Annotated in this window: 16 protein-coding genes; 10 read left to right on the top strand and 6 right to left on the bottom strand. The window is 37.9% G+C overall.

Going from position 1 to position 16,779, the window contains the following annotated elements; all coding sequences use genetic code 11:
* The first annotated feature begins 16 nt into the window (after positions 1-16).
* The 4 genes from ytpR (at position 17) to murC (ending at position 4,473) form a co-directional block, all read left to right on the top strand.
* On the top strand, positions 17-664 hold the full coding sequence (gene ytpR / locus WS44_RS03405; protein ID WP_013438461.1) for a YtpR family tRNA-binding protein: 648 nt from the start codon (positions 17-19) through the stop codon (positions 662-664).
* Positions 665-789: 125 nt separating this feature from the next.
* On the top strand, positions 790-1,041 hold the full coding sequence (locus tag WS44_RS03400) for a hypothetical protein (RefSeq protein ID WP_046433119.1): 252 nt from the start codon (positions 790-792) through the stop codon (positions 1,039-1,041).
* A gap of 165 nt (positions 1,042-1,206) precedes the next feature.
* On the top strand, positions 1,207-3,108 hold the full coding sequence (locus tag WS44_RS03395) for an SLAP domain-containing protein (protein ID WP_046433115.1): 1,902 nt from the start codon (positions 1,207-1,209) through the stop codon (positions 3,106-3,108).
* A gap of 51 nt (positions 3,109-3,159) precedes the next feature.
* A complete protein-coding gene (murC, locus tag WS44_RS03390) occupies positions 3,160-4,473 on the top strand; it encodes a UDP-N-acetylmuramate--L-alanine ligase (protein ID WP_022087258.1) in 1,314 nt (437 codons plus the stop codon).
* 56 nt (positions 4,474-4,529) lie between these two features.
* Here the strand turns inward: murC and WS44_RS03385 are convergent, their stop codons facing one another.
* The 3 genes from WS44_RS03385 to WS44_RS03375 all read right to left on the bottom strand — a co-directional run bounded on the left by WS44_RS03385 (position 4,530) and on the right by WS44_RS03375 (position 8,562).
* Positions 4,530-5,864: an MATE family efflux transporter gene (locus WS44_RS03385; protein ID WP_013642326.1), complete on the bottom strand. Its 1,335-nt coding sequence runs from the start codon at positions 5,862-5,864 to the stop codon at positions 4,530-4,532.
* A 107-nt stretch (positions 5,865-5,971) separates the two neighbouring features.
* Positions 5,972-6,949: an SLAP domain-containing protein gene (locus tag WS44_RS03380; RefSeq protein ID WP_046433113.1), complete on the bottom strand. Its 978-nt coding sequence runs from the start codon at positions 6,947-6,949 to the stop codon at positions 5,972-5,974.
* Between the two features lie 98 nt (positions 6,950-7,047).
* Complete coding sequence (locus tag WS44_RS03375; protein WP_046433111.1) at positions 7,048-8,562, bottom strand: M1 family metallopeptidase; 1,515 nt, start codon at positions 8,560-8,562, stop codon at positions 7,048-7,050.
* A gap of 132 nt (positions 8,563-8,694) precedes the next feature.
* Here WS44_RS03375 and WS44_RS03370 point away from each other — a divergent pair, with 132 nt between their 5' ends.
* Entirely contained in the window at positions 8,695-9,672 is a 978-nt protein-coding gene (locus tag WS44_RS03370) for a class III bacteriocin (RefSeq protein ID WP_013642323.1), read from the top strand.
* A 79-nt stretch (positions 9,673-9,751) separates the two neighbouring features.
* Here the strand turns inward: WS44_RS03370 and WS44_RS09875 are convergent, their stop codons facing one another.
* Positions 9,752-9,910, bottom strand: coding sequence for a hypothetical protein (locus WS44_RS09875; protein ID WP_022087252.1), 159 nt, complete (start codon positions 9,908-9,910; stop codon positions 9,752-9,754).
* 160 nt (positions 9,911-10,070) lie between these two features.
* Between WS44_RS09875 and WS44_RS03365 the strand changes: the two genes are divergently transcribed.
* The 5 genes from WS44_RS03365 (at position 10,071) to purK (ending at position 14,803) form a co-directional block, all read left to right on the top strand.
* Positions 10,071-10,385, top strand: a complete 315-nt coding sequence (locus tag WS44_RS03365; protein ID WP_013642322.1) for a type II toxin-antitoxin system RelB/DinJ family antitoxin — start codon at positions 10,071-10,073, stop codon at positions 10,383-10,385.
* Between the two features lie 17 nt (positions 10,386-10,402).
* Positions 10,403-11,284 (top strand): SPFH domain-containing protein, encoded by an 882-nt coding sequence (locus WS44_RS03360; protein ID WP_013438451.1) that lies wholly within the window; start codon positions 10,403-10,405, stop codon positions 11,282-11,284.
* A gap of 220 nt (positions 11,285-11,504) precedes the next feature.
* On the top strand, positions 11,505-13,166 hold the full coding sequence (locus WS44_RS03355) for a formate--tetrahydrofolate ligase (protein WP_046433106.1): 1,662 nt from the start codon (positions 11,505-11,507) through the stop codon (positions 13,164-13,166).
* A gap of 10 nt (positions 13,167-13,176) precedes the next feature.
* Positions 13,177-13,662: a 5-(carboxyamino)imidazole ribonucleotide mutase gene (gene purE, locus WS44_RS03350; RefSeq protein WP_022087251.1), complete on the top strand. Its 486-nt coding sequence runs from the start codon at positions 13,177-13,179 to the stop codon at positions 13,660-13,662.
* A complete protein-coding gene (gene purK / locus WS44_RS03345) occupies positions 13,628-14,803 on the top strand; it encodes a 5-(carboxyamino)imidazole ribonucleotide synthase (RefSeq protein WP_046433101.1) in 1,176 nt (391 codons plus the stop codon). The genes purE and purK overlap by 35 nt, the downstream gene beginning before the upstream one ends.
* A 14-nt stretch (positions 14,804-14,817) precedes the next feature.
* Here purK and WS44_RS03340 read toward each other — a convergent pair whose 3' ends face one another.
* Positions 14,818-15,675, bottom strand: a complete 858-nt coding sequence (locus WS44_RS03340) for an IS982 family transposase (protein ID WP_046433098.1) — start codon at positions 15,673-15,675, stop codon at positions 14,818-14,820.
* A gap of 297 nt (positions 15,676-15,972) precedes the next feature.
* Positions 15,973-16,779 (bottom strand): LysR family transcriptional regulator (locus WS44_RS03335; protein ID WP_046433095.1); only part of this gene is annotated, 807 nt, incomplete at its 5' end.

Genomic DNA, 16,779 nt, shown 5'->3' with positions numbered 1-16,779 from the left:
AGGAGATTTAAAAAGCATGATTACTAGTACTAATAAAGAAGCTTATCCTAACACTTTGATCGTTATCTTGGGTCATGATGAAGGACGCAGCTCATTCGAAGAAAAAGAAGACGTTACTCGCGTAACCAACGATGAAGGTAAGACTATTGGTTATAACTTCTTCAACGTTGATAAGTTGATTGACTTTGACAAATTGCCAAATGGTCCAGTTAAGCTTTCAGATGATGAACTTGAAGCTCTTAACAAGAAGCTTGCTGAAGCAGGCTTTGACGACAAGTTAGCATACGGCAAGCCAACTCTTGTTTACGGCTATGTTAAGACTTGTGAAAAGCACCCTGACTCAGACCACCTTCACGTAACTACTGTTGAAGTTGGTAACGGTGAAGAACACCAAATCGTTTGTGGTGCTCCTAACATTGCTCAAGGTCAAAAGGTTGTTGTTGCACTTCCAGGTACTTTGATGCCAAACGGTCAACAAATTTGGCCAGGTGAATTACGTGGCGTTGATTCATACGGTATGATTTGTTCAGCTAGAGAACTTGGCTTGCCACACGCACCTCAAAAGCGCGGTATCATGGTTGTTCCTGACAACTTTGAAGTTGGTGCAGAATTTGAACCAACTAAGTGTGACGAATTGATCGCTAGTGGTGAAATCACTTTATAATTTGAAAAGGCATTAGGCTGCTAAATAGTAGTCTGATGCTTTTTTTGATACGTTTTAAAAAAAGTACGTTTTGCTAAACCTTTTTGTAAAAGCAACTACAATAAGAGTTGAAGAAGGCGTTTTTTATGACAAAGAAATATGAAAAAGAAGTCAAAGAAGCAGAAAGCGTATTAGAAGATAAGAATTTAACTGACAGTGAAATCTCACAAGAGTTAATTGATAAAGATAATCCGACCGAAAATGTTAAACCATCTGAAATTGATTTCTTACGTAAAAAGCCAGATCTAGCAACTCAAATTGATTTTACATTGTTAGGTGACCTTGCTGGATTGTCCAAGGAAGCTAAAGAAGAAGCAGCAGTTGCTGTAGCTAAATAAAGTTAAATAGAAGATATTGTAATAGGTCAATATAGATAAAAGAAGCGTTGAGAAAAAATCTCAACGCTTTTTTTGCCGTAAATCAAATTCCATCTTGAAATAACTAATCAAGGTATAATGAAACTGTAAAAGTTATTGAAACAAAGCCACAAGGGAGTGGAGAAAATGAAACTCAATAATAAAATTTTATCTAGTGCAGCGGCTGTTTTAGCAGCAGTTTCTTTAGGTTTAATAACTTCTCAAACAGTTAATGCACAAAGCATTACTTTACATAAAGGCTACGATAAAACTGCAACGCCTTATATTAGACAAAAGGGCGAATTTATCCATGCAAATAAGAGTATCAAGATTAAGAATTATAAATTCTATGGTCAACCTACTTTAACTAAGGGTGACAAAGTGGTTTATGCTAGTGCCACAACACCACGTCTTATTAACCAAGAACCTTATTACTATATCGGCAATGGTGGATATGTCAAACAAAATAATGCGTATGTAATGAAGGGCGATACATATGTACTTACTAGAAATTCATATGTCTACGATAAAAATGGTAAGAGACTGAAGACCTACCGTGGCAAGCGTGCTTACTTGCCATATAACACTAAGATTAAGTCTCCAAACGGTGAGGAATACTACCGTAAGCCTTATACTTACTACAACATTGGCAAGAACATCTATATTCAAAGTGACCAAATTGCTAAATTAAATGGCAAGGGAGTTTTATTCGTTTCTCAAAATAGTTCCGTTTATAATTCTCGCGGTCAACGTCAAAGACAAGTAATTAAAGCAGGTCGATTAGTACCATATGCTGGTAAAGTTCAGGACAAAGATGGCCAATATTTCTATGTGGCTAATAACAAGAACCATACTGTTCGTTCACTTAAAAGCTACAAGATTAAGGGCAACTATTACTTCAGAATTGGTAAGAATCAGTACATCAAGGCTAACAACGTAAATGCCATTAATGGTAATGCTCTTTATACCAAATGTCCTATCAAGGTTAAGATTGTTGCCGATACACTTGCTTACAATCAAGACTTCCAACAAATCAATAAGCTGTACAAGAAAGGACAAACTGTAACAGCCGATATGGTGGTTCAAACCGGTATGGGAGACTATACTGCTTCTTACTATCGTGTAAAGGACGGTAAGAATCCAGTTTATATTGACACTGGCTTATATGAAGAAAGCAGTCCAGACGTTCCTTATGTTTGGAGTGGTGATAGAGGTCCAACTTTGGCTAAACAATATCTTAGCGGCGAAGATGTGTACAACATGCGCTATAGCGTAGCTGACTTCAAGATAGGTCAAACTGCTTTCTACAATGTCAACGGTGAAAAGGTTGATACTAAATTTGACGGTGATGAAATGGCAGTTAACCAAAAGCTTTATTTGTGGGATGCCAAGGAAAACAAAGCTGAATTGTACTACCATGTTCAAAACTCATTGGTTTACAAATCAGGTGCAGAAGACGATCGTCAAAATACTGCCTACAGCAATCTTTATGTCAAAGCTAGTGATGTAGCGCTTAGCGGTCGCAAGCTCAAGATTAGCAACACAGAAGCTGAAGCTAAAGCCGATAGCGCATTAGCAACTGCTAGTGAAAAGACTTCACTTACCAATTCAATTTCTGATGAAAGCACAGTTAAGGCTTCAGATAAGTATCGTCTAGATACTTGGGTAAACCGTAGCTTGTATGATCAAGCAGTAGAAAATGCGAAAACTGTCGCAAATGATAAAAATGCAACTAAGGCTACAGTTAACGAAGCTTTATGGCAAGTTAATTTTGCTAAGAAAAACTTGAAGGGTGCTAAAGTAAAAGTAAAAGACATCAACAACTTAACGCCACTAGAAGCACAACAAGTTTTGAACTTAATGCGTCAAGCCTACAATAGTGACAAGCCATATCCAATGGTTAGCGTATATCAAAAGTGGGCACACAAGCCAGGCTATTATCCAGCAGAAGGTTGGAAAGGTAACCAAAAGACAAGATATTACTTAATCCCAAGCAGCGGGGCTAAAAAAGTACTTCTAAAGTTCTCTGATTTTGCTACGGAAAAATGAAATAATGTTAGAATAAAAGACGAGTATTTTTAACATTATGGAGAGTTAAATATGTTAGATAAAAACAAACAAATTTGGTTTATTGGTATTAAAGGAACCGGTATGGCTTCCTTAGCACTACTTCTTCACGACTTAGGCTACAACGTTGCCGGTAGTGATATTGAAAAGTACACCTTCACTCAAGTTCCACTTGAAAAAGCTGGTATTGAAGTTAAGGACTTTGACCCAAGCAACATCAAGAGTAACGATGAACAAGTAATCGTTAAGGGTAACGCCTTCAAGGAAGATAACCCAGAAGTTAAGGCATGTCTTGATAAAGGCGTTAAGTGGCAAAGCTACCCAGATACTGTTGAAGAAATCGTGCAAATGCATACTTCAATCGGTATTTCAGGTACTCACGGCAAGACTTCAACCACTAGTCTTTTGTCACACGTTTTAGGTGAAGTTGCACCAACTACTTACTTAATTGGTGACGGTCGTGGTAAGGGTGTTCCAGACTCACGCTTCTTCGTTTACGAAGCTGATGAATACCGTCGTCACTTCTTGGCATATCACCCAGATTACCAAATTATGACTAACATCGACTTTGACCACCCAGACTACTTCAAGGATCAAGACGATTACACCAGCGCATTCCAATCAGCAGCTGATCAAACTAAGAAGGCATTGTTCGTATGGGGCGATGACAAGCGTCTTCAAAGCATTAAGACTGATATTCCTAAGTACACTTACGGCTTTAACGATACTGATGACTTCCAAGCTACTGATATTAAGAAGTCAACTACTGGTTCTAAGTTCCACGTTTTAGCTCATGGCAAGGATCTTGGCGAATTTGAAATTCACTTATTTGGTGACCACAGTATCTTGAACTCAACTGCTGTTATTGCGGTTGCTTACACTGAAAAGGTACCAATGGATGATATCCGTGATGGTCTTCTTACCTTTAAGGGTGCTAAGCGTAGATTTAGTGAAAAAGACTTTGGCGACATTGCAGTTATTGATGACTATGCTCACCACCCAACTGAAATGCGTGCAACTATCCAAGCTGCCCGTCAAAAGTTCCCAGACAAGAAGTTGGTTGTCGTCTTCCAGCCACACACTTTCTCAAGAACTAAGAAGTACCAAAAGGACTTCGAAGAAATTTTACGCGGTGTAGATAAGGCTTACGTAACTCCAATTTATGCTTCAGCCCGTGAAGCTAATGGTGATATTTCAAGTGAAGACTTGGTTAAGAATATCCCAGGTTCAGAAGTGATTGACTTAGATAATATTGCTGACTTAACTAAGAATAAGAATTCTGTCATCGTGTTCATGGGTGCCGGCGATATTCCTAAGTACGAAGATGCTTTTGAAAAGTTGCTTTAATTGAAAAACAGGCATAAAAAAACTGTTCTCTACAAGAGAGCAGTTTTTGTCTTATCTTAATTTTTGATTTTATCTTTGAAATCCAGACTCTTTTCATAAATAAAGTAACCAATGATACAAGTGATTACATCACTGACTGCTTGAGCCCAAACAATACCATGATAACCAAATACAGCTTTCATGATCTCTAGTGCGATGAAATAGACAACGCCTTGGCGAGTGATGGCCATGATAAACGCTGCCCATGCATTACCAACTGATTGGAAGACGGTAGTGTAAACTAAAATGATACCAACGATTGGTGTGGTAATAATAGTGGCAATTAACATATAACTACCAGCGTTGACGATATCTGGTTGATTCATAAATAGAGCGGTGACTGGACGAGCAAATAAAATTAATAATCCGCCTGAAATTACAGCATAAACAACTTGCACAAGAATATCGAAGTTTAGAATTTTCTTTAATCGTTTCCAGTTTTTAGCACCATAGTTGTAACCAATTAAAGGTTGTGAACCAAAGGCAAAACCAACGATTACCAAGATAACGATACTGTAAATCTTTTGGGTGATTCCCATTGCGGCAACTTTGTTTGCACCGTATAGAGCTAAAGATGAGTTAAGAAGTGCCATGCCAAAGCTTTGAGCGAAGTTGGTGATTGAACCGGGGATGCCGATTGCTACGATATCTTTGATTGTTTTGCCGCTAATTTTGCTATATTTTAGCTTTAATTTGATGTAGTCAGTTTTGTATAAAACGTAGTAAATGAGAATAGCATCAGTGACTAGATAACCTGTAACGTTGGCAATCCCAACACCGATTGCACCCATTTTGAAAACAAACAAGAAAATAGGATCAAGGATGATAGCTAAAATGGTTCCCGTCATTGTAGCAACCATTGCTTGGGTAGCTAAACCTTCTGTTCTGATTAAGTTCTGCGGAATGATTGAGAAGATAATTGGCGCAGCGCCAATTGATATTACACGATAAAAATCGGCAGCATCTTGATAGGTGGCAGCTTTTGCTCCTAAAAGATGAAGAATCGGATTTTCAAAAATTAGTAAAATGGCTGTTAGTATTAAACCAGTAACAAATCCACCGATCATACAAAAACTGCTTACACGTTTACTTAATTGATAATTTCTTTCACCGAATAGCCGTGAAATTAGTGAAGATCCACCGAGCCCAAAAATGTCAGAAACAGCGATTAAAAAAGTAAAAAGTGGAGCACCAATCGTAATTCCTGCTACTAGATTTGTATCACCCGTTTTGGCAACGAACATCGTGTCTGCCAAGTTGTAGATCATGGTAGTGATCATCCCTAAGACGACCGGTAATGCTAGCTTAAAGTAGACCTTTTTAATCGGCGCTTTAGCAAATAATTCATCCATAAATTTTCTCCCACATTGAAAAAAGCGACCTAGAAAGATACTTTGAGGTAAACCTCACGATTCTAGGTCGCTACGTTATATCATTTATTTAATTTTAGCATATTGTGTTAATTTGCGAGGTGATTATCTAAATTAAAGTTACCTTGAAATTCATCAGTAGTGCTTTCTTGATCCATACCATATTCGGCATCGTCGCCCCAGTAAATGTATTGTGCGTTTTTACCTTTGGTGCCAGCAATTCTGAAGTAAAGGCCAGCTTCATCACCTTCACCAGTGGTCTTGGTGGCATCTACCTTAACTTTTTGACCAATCTTGAGCAACTTGCTGGTTGACTTAAGCTTATTATTCAAAACATGGATTTTGTTTAAAATAGTGGCGGTAGTAGTACCAGAAGCTTGGTAAAGGGTGTTGCCGTTGACAAAGCCAACATTTGAAGCATAGATATAAGCGCCATTACCTAAGGCGTAGAATGGCTTGCCCTTGATAGTGGTTGTGTTCAAACTTCTCTTTTTAGATCCGCTAAGATTTGAGAAGTAGTAAAATACGTCATTCTTAGTTGTGGCGTGGGTTTTAGCTGGTGTTTTAACTAACATATATTTAGGGATGAGTGACAAACCATTGAAAGTAGTGCGGTGACCGTTTTTATCATAAATGCGAGAGTTGGAACTCAAGATTAAAACATTTTGTCCATCCATTGAGCTAACATTCAAAGATTTGATGTAGCGTTTTTTACCGATGTTAACGTAAGAAGCGGTAGTGTAGTGGTAGTTCTTAGAAGTTTTTGCATCTACTTTTTTACCTTGGATCAGGATAGGCTTGCCATAATATTTAAAACTTGAGCCTGATTTAATCGTTGAAGCAACAGTCATCTTCTTGCCATTGACTTTTTGGGTAGTGGTAGTGGCATTGCCTTTGCTGTTGAAGACTTGGATAGTACCGTTAAAAGACTTCTTGAGGGTGACCTTACCTTTTTGTGATTGCGTAGCGGCTTGGACTGTGTGAACGGGTTGATTGAGAAGAGCAGCTGCTGGCGCAACACTGATTAATAAAGCTGCTGTGATAGTTGCTAATTTTTTAGTGTTCATATTTAATCTCCTTTGTAATAATCCCATAAGTTGATTTTAGCACTTATGAGACTATAAAAATAACCTCGAAACTCAAACATTTTCGAGGTTATTTGATTTTATTCACTTAAGTACTTTGGATCAATAAATTTATTGATCACGTCGTTAACCTTCTTTGAATTATCATACTTGCGGATAATTTTCAAGAAGTCTTGCGTGGTTGCTTGCTTCAAGTAGTAAGTTTGGTAGTAATCGTGTAAAGCATCAAAGAACTTGTTTTCACCCATGGCTACTTTTAAAACAGCAGGGAAATCCATGCCAAGCTCATATGCCATGTCTTCAGTATCAACGCCCTTTGGTGGATTATTAACAGGGTAGTTGATGTAGCTGGCCTTTTGATTCTTATTAATGAATGCGTTGGCATTTTCTCTCAAGATCTTATTAGCACGCTTTACATTCTTGCGACTGTAGAACTTACTGTGCATAAGTTTAGCGCAGTAAGCTTTACTCTTAGTGTAGGTCAAATCATAAACACCATTTTCAAGAAAGTTGGTAAGACCTTCGTCAAGCCAAGGTTCCATGTATTCGTCGCTACCAACAGTGCCGTAGAACCATTGGTGACCAACTTCGTGAGAAACGTCTTCAGTTAATTCATCGTATCTGAAGATTGGGTGCTTCTTTTGTAAAAAGCCACTAGCGTCGATCATAATCAAACCAGGATATTCCATACCGCCGGTGTCTTTGCCAAGTAAACCTTCAGTAATATCAATTTCTTTGTAAGGATATTTACCGATCTTCTTGGTAAAAATGTGGAAACTGTCTTGGGCAGTCATCAAAGCAAGCTTGTTGTATTGCTTGCTGTTTTTGCTTGCAAGGTAGTAGTCGTTGATTCTTACGCCGTTTGCATAAGCGTGGTCAACCTTGAACTTGTTGGAAGCAGCGATTGCGACCTCACGCATGTTGTTGGCGGTAATTGTAGTTTTGCCATTCTTGGTTGTGCTTTGACCAGAAGCGGCAACTTTGTAGCTCTTTGGTGCGAAGAAGCTAACGTGGAAGTTGCTGATAGCACTGTTGCGGTTTTCACCAGCATCGTAGTATGGGTGATAATTCCACTTACCGTTGCGATAATCGCTTAAGTATGGGAAACAGAATGACAGGTTATAAACCTTACCGCCGTTGATATTTTGGTAGCCAAAACGATCTTGTCTCTTAGGCACGCCGGTAACTACGTTAACCGTTAAATCAGTGGATTCACCGGCGTTCAAATTCTTGTTAACAAATAAATTGCTCTTGTCTTTACCGGTAGTGTAAGAAAGCTTTTGACCATCTGATGAAATGCTTTTAACTGAAGTTGTCGCATTTCTTGTAGCCTTAAAATGCTTGTGGTCGTATTTCAACACGCCGCTAGCAATATTTCTAACCAATAAATTTTTAACAGGTTCATTGCCGTTATTAACAACGTGCATGGTAACTTTTTCTGTTAATTGATTCTTGCGGGTGTTCAACTTCACGGTCATGTTGTAATTTGTTGCCTTGATCGTAGGATCAGCCGCAGCTTGAACTTTTGAGTTGAAGTTAAATAATGCCGCAATGGTTGCTGCACTCGACAATAAAAGTGTTGTTCTTCTTTTCATAATTTTCCCTCCAAGAAAAATTTACTCTAATTATTGGAAGTTATCAGCATAAAGTCAATCTATTTTTTGATGATAGGATATAATTTATGTATAAGTGAAAATGAATAGATATAAAGAAAGAAGATAAAGAAAATGGTTAGAAGTATTACACCTCATTTGGTTTATCGCTTGAATGGGATGCACCATGTTGTAGCACAAGTTGGTGTAGTAAATGGTGATCATGTTTTTGCCTTGCAACTTCTTCACAGTGCACATGATGTGTTGGTTTATAGAAAACATGAAGGTTTAACTAAGAACATCGATTATACTGATCCACACTTAGTAATGATGGGCTTTGGCCACACGCAAACCTGGGTACCAGCTAATGACAAGGATGAATATTTCGTAGGTGCTAAACCAAATTCAGGCAACTGGACTACTCAAATTGCACGAGTAAAGTACCCAAGACTTTTACCAGAAAGATATACTTCAAATACACAACTTCCACGTTTGTCACACTTGAATCACGTAACCGACGTTCCTTATGATGGTCATGATCACTTGCACAGAGTAGAAGCTTCAGTTTCACCAAATGGCAAGTACTTCATGATTGCTTCAATTTGGGATGATGGCTCAGGTCACTTTGGTTTATTTGATTTAAACGAGGTAAACCAAAAGTTAGACGAAAATGGTACTAAGAATACACCAATTACTGACTTGCACTGCTTGAACGCTTTCCACATTGATAACTTTGATAATCCAAGCGTTGCTCCAAATGAAGAAACACCACAAATGATCGACTCAGTTCAAGGCTATGCTATTGACGATGACAAGAATATCTATATTTCTAACCAATTGTCACCAAAGATTAACCATGAAACTGGTGAAGTAACTACTTGGTCACGTAAGATTGTTAAGTTCCCATGGGGTGAAACAAACAGTGATAACTGGCAAGTAGCTATGGTTGATGGTATTGATTTACCAGATCGTTACAGTGAAATGGAAAGTATTCATGTTAATGCCGCAAATGATATTTACTTAACTGTAGCTTACCACCAAAAGTACATTAAGGGTGGAGAATATAAGTTAAGAACTTTGGAAAACCAAATTTTCCATATTACTGATTTGTAGAATAATAAAAAATTTAACCAAGTAAAAAAGTGCTGATGTGTCTTTGCTTATGAAGACTATCAGCACTTTTCATTTCATATTAATCAGTAATTCTTTCTTTACCAACAGCACGTTGTTCGGAAGGATTATAACCTAACTCTTCAATTTCTTGTCTTTTTTCTTTGTTATTGATTTGAGGAAGAATATCCCAAAAGTTAGACTTGTTTTTCTTAATCTTTGAATTTCTGTTAGTTTTCATTGTTGTTTCCTTCATTTTCACTTTCTATAAATATAAGTATACTCTGAAAACAAAACCTATTTTTAGCTATTAAGATCGATTAATTCAAAGCAGCAAAAATATATGCAATTTATATGCAAACGATATATAATAGCATCAAATTTAGAAAGGAGTAAAAATTATGGCAGAAAAAACAACAGGACTTTATGTCAGAATGAATCCAGAAAAGAAGGAAAAGGCAGAAGCTATTCTGAAAAAGCTGGGGTTAAATTCAGCTACGGCAATTAACATGTTCTATGATCAGATTATTCTTCATAATGGTATTCCTTTCAGAGTAGAGATTCCAAATGCATGGGATAATTTGGATCAAATGAATAAATATGAATACGCCAAACTGCTTGACGAGCGCCTGAACACATTGACCGGAAGGGAAGATTTACTTGGAGATATCGCCAAGAGGCTTGATGCGGAAAAGAATGAAAAGAAAGACAACTAAGTTTTGAGGTAAAAATTATGATAGCAAGAATTATTATTGGCATTATTGTTGTTTTAGTTATTGTGTATGTTTGTTGTGGTTTTAGAATCGTTCCACAAAATAATGAAGGTTTGGTTGAAACCTTGGGTAAATATTCTAAGACAGTAAAAGCTGGATTTATCTTTGTCTGGCCACTTTTCCAAAGAATTCGCAAAGTTCCATTAGCACTTCAACCACTTGAAATTTCTAAGTACTCAATTATTACCAAAGATAACGCTGAAATTTCTACTAGTTTAACTTTGAACTACTTGGTCACTGATTCATACCGTTACTTCTACAACAACACCGACTCAGTTGAATCAATGGTGCAATTAATCCGTGGTCACTTGCGTGACATTATTGGTCGTATGGATTTGAACGCAGCCCTTGGCTCAACTAAGGAAATTAACGATCAACTTTTCACTGCAACTGGTGACCTGACTGATATCTACGGTATCAAGGTCGTTCGTGTCAACGTTGATGAACTTTTACCAAGTGCTGAAATTCAACGTGCCATGGACAAACAACTTACTGCCGACCGTGAAAAGACTGCCGCAATTGCTAAGGCCGAAGGTGAAGCTCGTACCATTGAAATGACCACTAAGGCTAAGAACGATGCTTTGGTTGCTACTGCTAAGGCCAACGCTGAGGCAGTTAAGACGCAAGCTGATGCCGACGCTTACCGTGTACAAAAGATGCAAGAAGCCTTGTCAAAGGCTGGCGAAGGTTACTTCAGAAACCAAAGTTTGGACAGCTTTAACCAATTGGCTCAAGGCCCTAACAACTTGATCGTGGTTGGCAAGGATGAAATGACCGACTTGGGTAAGGTTCCTGCTTTGAAAAAGGTGTGGGATGCCAGCGACGATAAGAAAGATGAATAAATAAAAATTAGCTCAATTCTCAAATGAGGATTGAGCTTTTTTCTAAGTAAAGTCAAGTACCATAAGGTATTTGACTTTTATTTTTGAATAAATAAAATATAGTTCGTAAAATATAGCTTTGCAAATCCTTATATAGTGATGTATTGTATTAATATAAAAATAAATAAGAACGATATTATAAGTATTAAGTAATATTGTACGGTATATGAAAGGAACAATCATGCCAACTGACATTGAAATTGCTGATGCAGCCAAAATGCAACCGATCACTGAAATTGCCCAAAAGTTAGGCTTGTCTAGTGATGATATTGAACAATATGGTCACTATAAAGCTAAGATCAACTTGCCTGTTAAGGAAATTGAAGGCAAGAAACACAAATTGATTTTGGTGACAGGTATTAACCCAACTTCTGCTGGTGAAGGAAAATCCACTGTTTTAGTTGGCTTGGGGGATGCGCTTAACCAATTAGGCCATCAAACTACCATTGCCATGCGTGAACCATCAATGGGACCAGTCTTTGGGATCAAAGGCGGTGCAACAGGTGGTGGCTATAGCCAAGTTGTCCCAATGGAAGACATTAATTTACACTTCACTGGTGACATGCATGCCTTAACTTCTGCTAACAACACTTTGGCGGCTCTAATCGATAACTACATTATGCGCGACAATGCTTTAGGACTTGATCCACGCAGAATCATTTGGAAGAGAGTCGAAGACGTTAACGATCGTGCTTTAAGAAACGTGGTTACTGGACTCGGTGGCATCATGCAAGGTGTTCCTCGAGAAACCGGCTTTGATATTACCGCTGCTTCAGAAATGATGGCCATTCTTTGCTTATCTGAGAGCTTGCACGATTTAAAGAAGAGAATTGGTCGCATCGTTGTTGGTTATACCTATGACAAGAAGCCTGTTACCGTTGATCAATTGGGCTTCACTGGTGCAATTACACTTTTATTGAAAGATGCTATTAAGCCTAACTTAGTTCAAACTTTGGATCACACTCCTGCTATTGTTCACGGCGGACCATTTGCCAACATTGCTCATGGCTGTAACTCAGTTTTAGCTACTCAAATTGCGCTAAAGACTTCTGATTATACCGTTACTGAATGTGGCTTCGGTGCAGATCTTGGTGCCGAAAAATTCTTGGATATCAAGCGACCAGTCTTAGGCAAAACACCGGATGCTGTCGTGATTGTTGCTACAGCTCGTGCGCTTAAGCTTAATGGCGGAGTAGACAAGAACGATTTAACCGAAGAAAATCTTCCTGCCTTGGAAAAGGGAATGGCTAACTTACGCAGACACGTTAAAAACATGCAAAATTATGGTTTGCCAATCGTTGTTGCGATTAACCATTTCACTAGCGACACTGAAGCCGAAATCAAGACTATTCAAGATGCCGTTGCCGAAATGGGTGTAAAAGCAATTGAGGTTGATGCTTGGGCAAAAGGTGGAGAAGGTACGCAAGATTTAGCCAAAGAAGTTGTCGAACTTGCAGATCAACCTGCTGGCTTCCATGAATTGTATAAGAGTACTGACTCGATTGAAGATAAATTAACTGCAGTTGCTACCAAGATTTATGGTGCTAAGCGTGTAGTTTTATCTAACAAGGCCAAAAAGCAAATTAAAACTTTTGATAAACAAGGCTGGAACACTTTGCCTGTATGTATTGCTAAAACACAATATTCATTTACTGATGATCAAACCAAGTTAGGTGCCCCAACCGATTTTGACTTCCATATTCGTGATCTTGTTCCTAAGCTTGGTGCAGGATTCATCGTTGCTTTGTCAGGTACCATGATGACCATGCCAGGTTTGGCTAAGCACCCAGCTGCAGAAAACATGGATATTGATGATAATGGTCAAATTACAGGACTATTCTAAAGGAGAAAAAATGGCTGAAGTAAGCGTAATTATGGGTAGTAAGTCAGATTGGTCAACGATGAAGCATGCTTGCGAAATCTTAGATCAATTTGGTGTTAGTTATGATAAGCACGTTATTTCTGCACACAGAATGCCAAAAGAAATGTATGATTTTGCCCAAAATGCTGAGAAAAATGGCACTAAAGTAATTATTGCGGGTGCCGGTATGGCAGCTCATTTGCCTGGCATGACTGCCGCAAATACCGTGATTCCAGTGATTGGTGTTCCCGGTCAAACTAAGGCATTAGGTGGCATGGATTCTCTTTTATCGATTGTTCAAATGCCAACCGGTATCCCTGTAGCTACCACTGCCATTGGTAATGCTGGTGCAAGCAACGCGGCACTTCTTGCACTAGAAATTTTGGGAATTAGTGACGAAAAAATAAGACAGCAATTGAAAGACTATCGCCAAAAGATGCATGATGAAGCAAAAGAAAGCAGTGCGGAACTTGATTGATCCAGATTTTATTGAACAAGGAAAGACTATTGGCATCATTGGAGGCGGACAACTAGGTCAAATGATGGCTTTGTCAGCCAAGTATGGTGGAATGAAAGTCATCACCTTGGATCCAACGCCAGACTGTCCTTGTGGTCAGGTGGCTGACAAGCAGATTGTGGCTGAATATTCAGACGTTAAGGCAATTGAAGAGCTGGCTAAAGAGAGCGACGTATTAACGTATGAATTTGAAAATGTCGACCTTCAAGCTTTAAAGGATGTTGCCGATAAAGTGAAAATTCCTCAGGGGACTAATCTGCTTTATATCACTAAACACCGACTGCGTGAAAAGAACTTCCTGCGTAGTGCCGGTTGTATGACTGCGCCATATTTGCTCGTTAAAAATATGGCGGATCTAAAAGAGGCGATTAAAAAGATCGGCTATAACTGTGTCCTTAAAACCTGTGAAGGTGGCTACGATGGCCACGGCCAAGAAGTTTTAAAGAGCGATGCCGATCTGAAAAATAATGCGCATATCAAAGAAATTTTAGCTACGGGAGACTGCATTCTTGAAGGCTGGGTGCCATTCAAAGTTGAAGCTTCTGTCATGGTCGCAAGAAATGCAAAAGGCGAAGTGACAGTTTTCCCAGTTAGTGAAAACTACAATGCCGATGAAATTTTGCATATTAGTATTGTGCCAGCACGTGTTTCAAAAGAAATTTATGCTAAAGCACAGGCTATTGCTAAGCAAATTGCAGAAGCAATTCATTTGCGCGGTATTTTGGGTGTGGAGCTATTTATTCTGGATAACGGTGATATTTATGTCAATGAACTAGCACCACGTCCGCATAATTCAGGTCACTATTCGATTGAAGCCTGCAATTTTGACCAGTTTGATATCCATGATCGTGCTATTTGCAATTGGCCGTTGCCTAAGATTAAGCTGTTGTCCAAAGTGGTAATGGTGAATGTTTTGGGTCAACATGTAGCCGGCGTAAGAAAAGTCATTCCTGAAAAGAGCAACTGGCATTTTCACTACTATGGCAAGGCCGAAATCCGTCATAATCGTAAAATGGGTCACGTTACAATTCTTACTGACGATATTGAAAAAACGTTGCAAGAAATTAATGACACCCATATTTGGAAAACAAAAGTAAATTAATCTTACGCGTGGTGCTAGTTAAATCGTTCTAGACAATATGCCATATTATAAGCTAAAATAGCTATTTCTAGCCGCTGTTGAAAGCCTACTGGACTTCTTGCTCGATTATTCTCAGCGTTGTAATAACTAAGCAAAGAAAAGTCGCTTTCAATGCTTCTTCTAATTGCCATCAATTGATGATCATTATGCCCTCTAGCTCCTTGCATATTTTTACGATATGGCGTCCAAAGCACATATCCCATGCGCTTTAGATTAGTAGCTAGATTTTTGCCTAAATAACCTTCATCTCCTAAAAGATAATGGTTGGCTGGATGAGCATTGATCATCAATTCTACTGTCTCTTTGGCATCATGTACTGACGCTTTAGTAACTGCATAGTCAAGCAGATAGCCATCATCGCTTACTATTGCGTGGACCTTGAAGCCATAATAATAGACTTTCTTGGTTGCTTTATAACCAATATCAGCTACGCCCCGGAAGATCTTGACACGATAATTGCGAACAGGCTGGCAAACTGGCACTGGGAAACTATCAATAATCAAAAATTCTCCAGCTGTCTTTACTTCTTGATTCCAAGCCTGACGGATACAACGAATTAGAGGCAAGAGCATTCGAGCTCGACGGTTAAAACGAGAATGAGATAAGCCAACGAAGAATTTACAGAATCTTCGTTGAGATTCAATTCCAATTTCAGTTTGCCAAATGAGCATCGCTAAGATAGAACTATCAGGAAGCTTGGTCTGATCAACATTTTTACGATGTTTAAGTCCATCAGGCGCATAAAGCTTATACAGCGAGCGACAAATCACATTTAACCGATTAAAACTAACTTGTAAATGGTGAGAAAAACGCTTAAGCTTGAGATAGTTCAATTAGATCAGACTCTTTTCTATTTAAATTACTTACAACTTGAGTCTAGTCTAATTGGACTTTTTTATTAACTAAAACGATTTAACTAGCACCACGCGTTTGTACATATTAGTTTCCACCTTTTTGTTTTTATTTTGTGGTGATTTAATAATATCAAGGCTGGAGCTAAAAGTATACAAAAAGAACGTCGAGGCAAAACTCAACGTTCTTTTTGTATGATCTGGAAAGTAGTTTTTTCCCAGACACTTCTTTTTTTATCTTCATTAATAATTTTCAGTTAGAAATAATGGTTTAGAATACTATTTATCGTTTAAAAATGCATTGGCGGAGTTCTTAATTATATTTAATACTCGCTGAAAATAAGGTCTATTATCCAGTTCACGATTGTATGCAATACCAAAATAATAAGTAACATCACTATTCAGAGGAATATAAATAAAATCAGGATCGTTCTTATCTGCCAAGATGTCGGGTATAATTCCTATTTTTGCATCAGATTTCACTTTTGAGGCAATAGTCATAAAATCATATTTTTTTGTGTAATTAATGTTATTTTCATTAGCCAGCTTAAATGATAATTTTTTAATTGAGGGCAAAACTTTTTTACTTGACCATAGAATAATTTGACGATTTTTGACATCTTTGAAATTTAAAACCTTTTTGTTATGTAAAGAATCTTTTCTTTTGAGCATGACTGAAAAACCCATCTTTTTAAGTGGAAGAAATTTAATGTCTTTTGCGTTATAAAAAGCATCTTCCTCGAAACATAAAATGTTCAAGTATTTTTCACGTAGCAAGTTTATTAATCCGGTTGGTGTATTTGGATCTATAACTTCCACATTTATAGAGACATGGTTTAATTGACCAATCTGATCAATTGCTTTAGGTAAAAATTTGCTCTCTGTAGGTGTATCCGTAAAGCCTAAAGTTAAAGATAAACTATTTTCTCTTAAATCGCTGATTGTGTCATCTAATTTCTGAGCTATTGGTTTAATTATTTGGTAAAAATAAGCTCCTTTATTGGTTAATTTAATATGCTTATGACTACGATCAATTAATTTAAAACCTAATTCTTTCTCCAAACGACTTATATTTTTAGATATTGT

It is taken from the genome of Lactobacillus sp. N54.MGS-719, from assembly GCF_000980505.1.
Taxonomy (GTDB): domain Bacteria; phylum Bacillota; class Bacilli; order Lactobacillales; family Lactobacillaceae; genus Lactobacillus; species Lactobacillus amylovorus.
The sequence above is the reverse complement of the archived record's forward strand: the minus strand, read 5'-3'. Positions and strand labels throughout refer to the sequence as shown.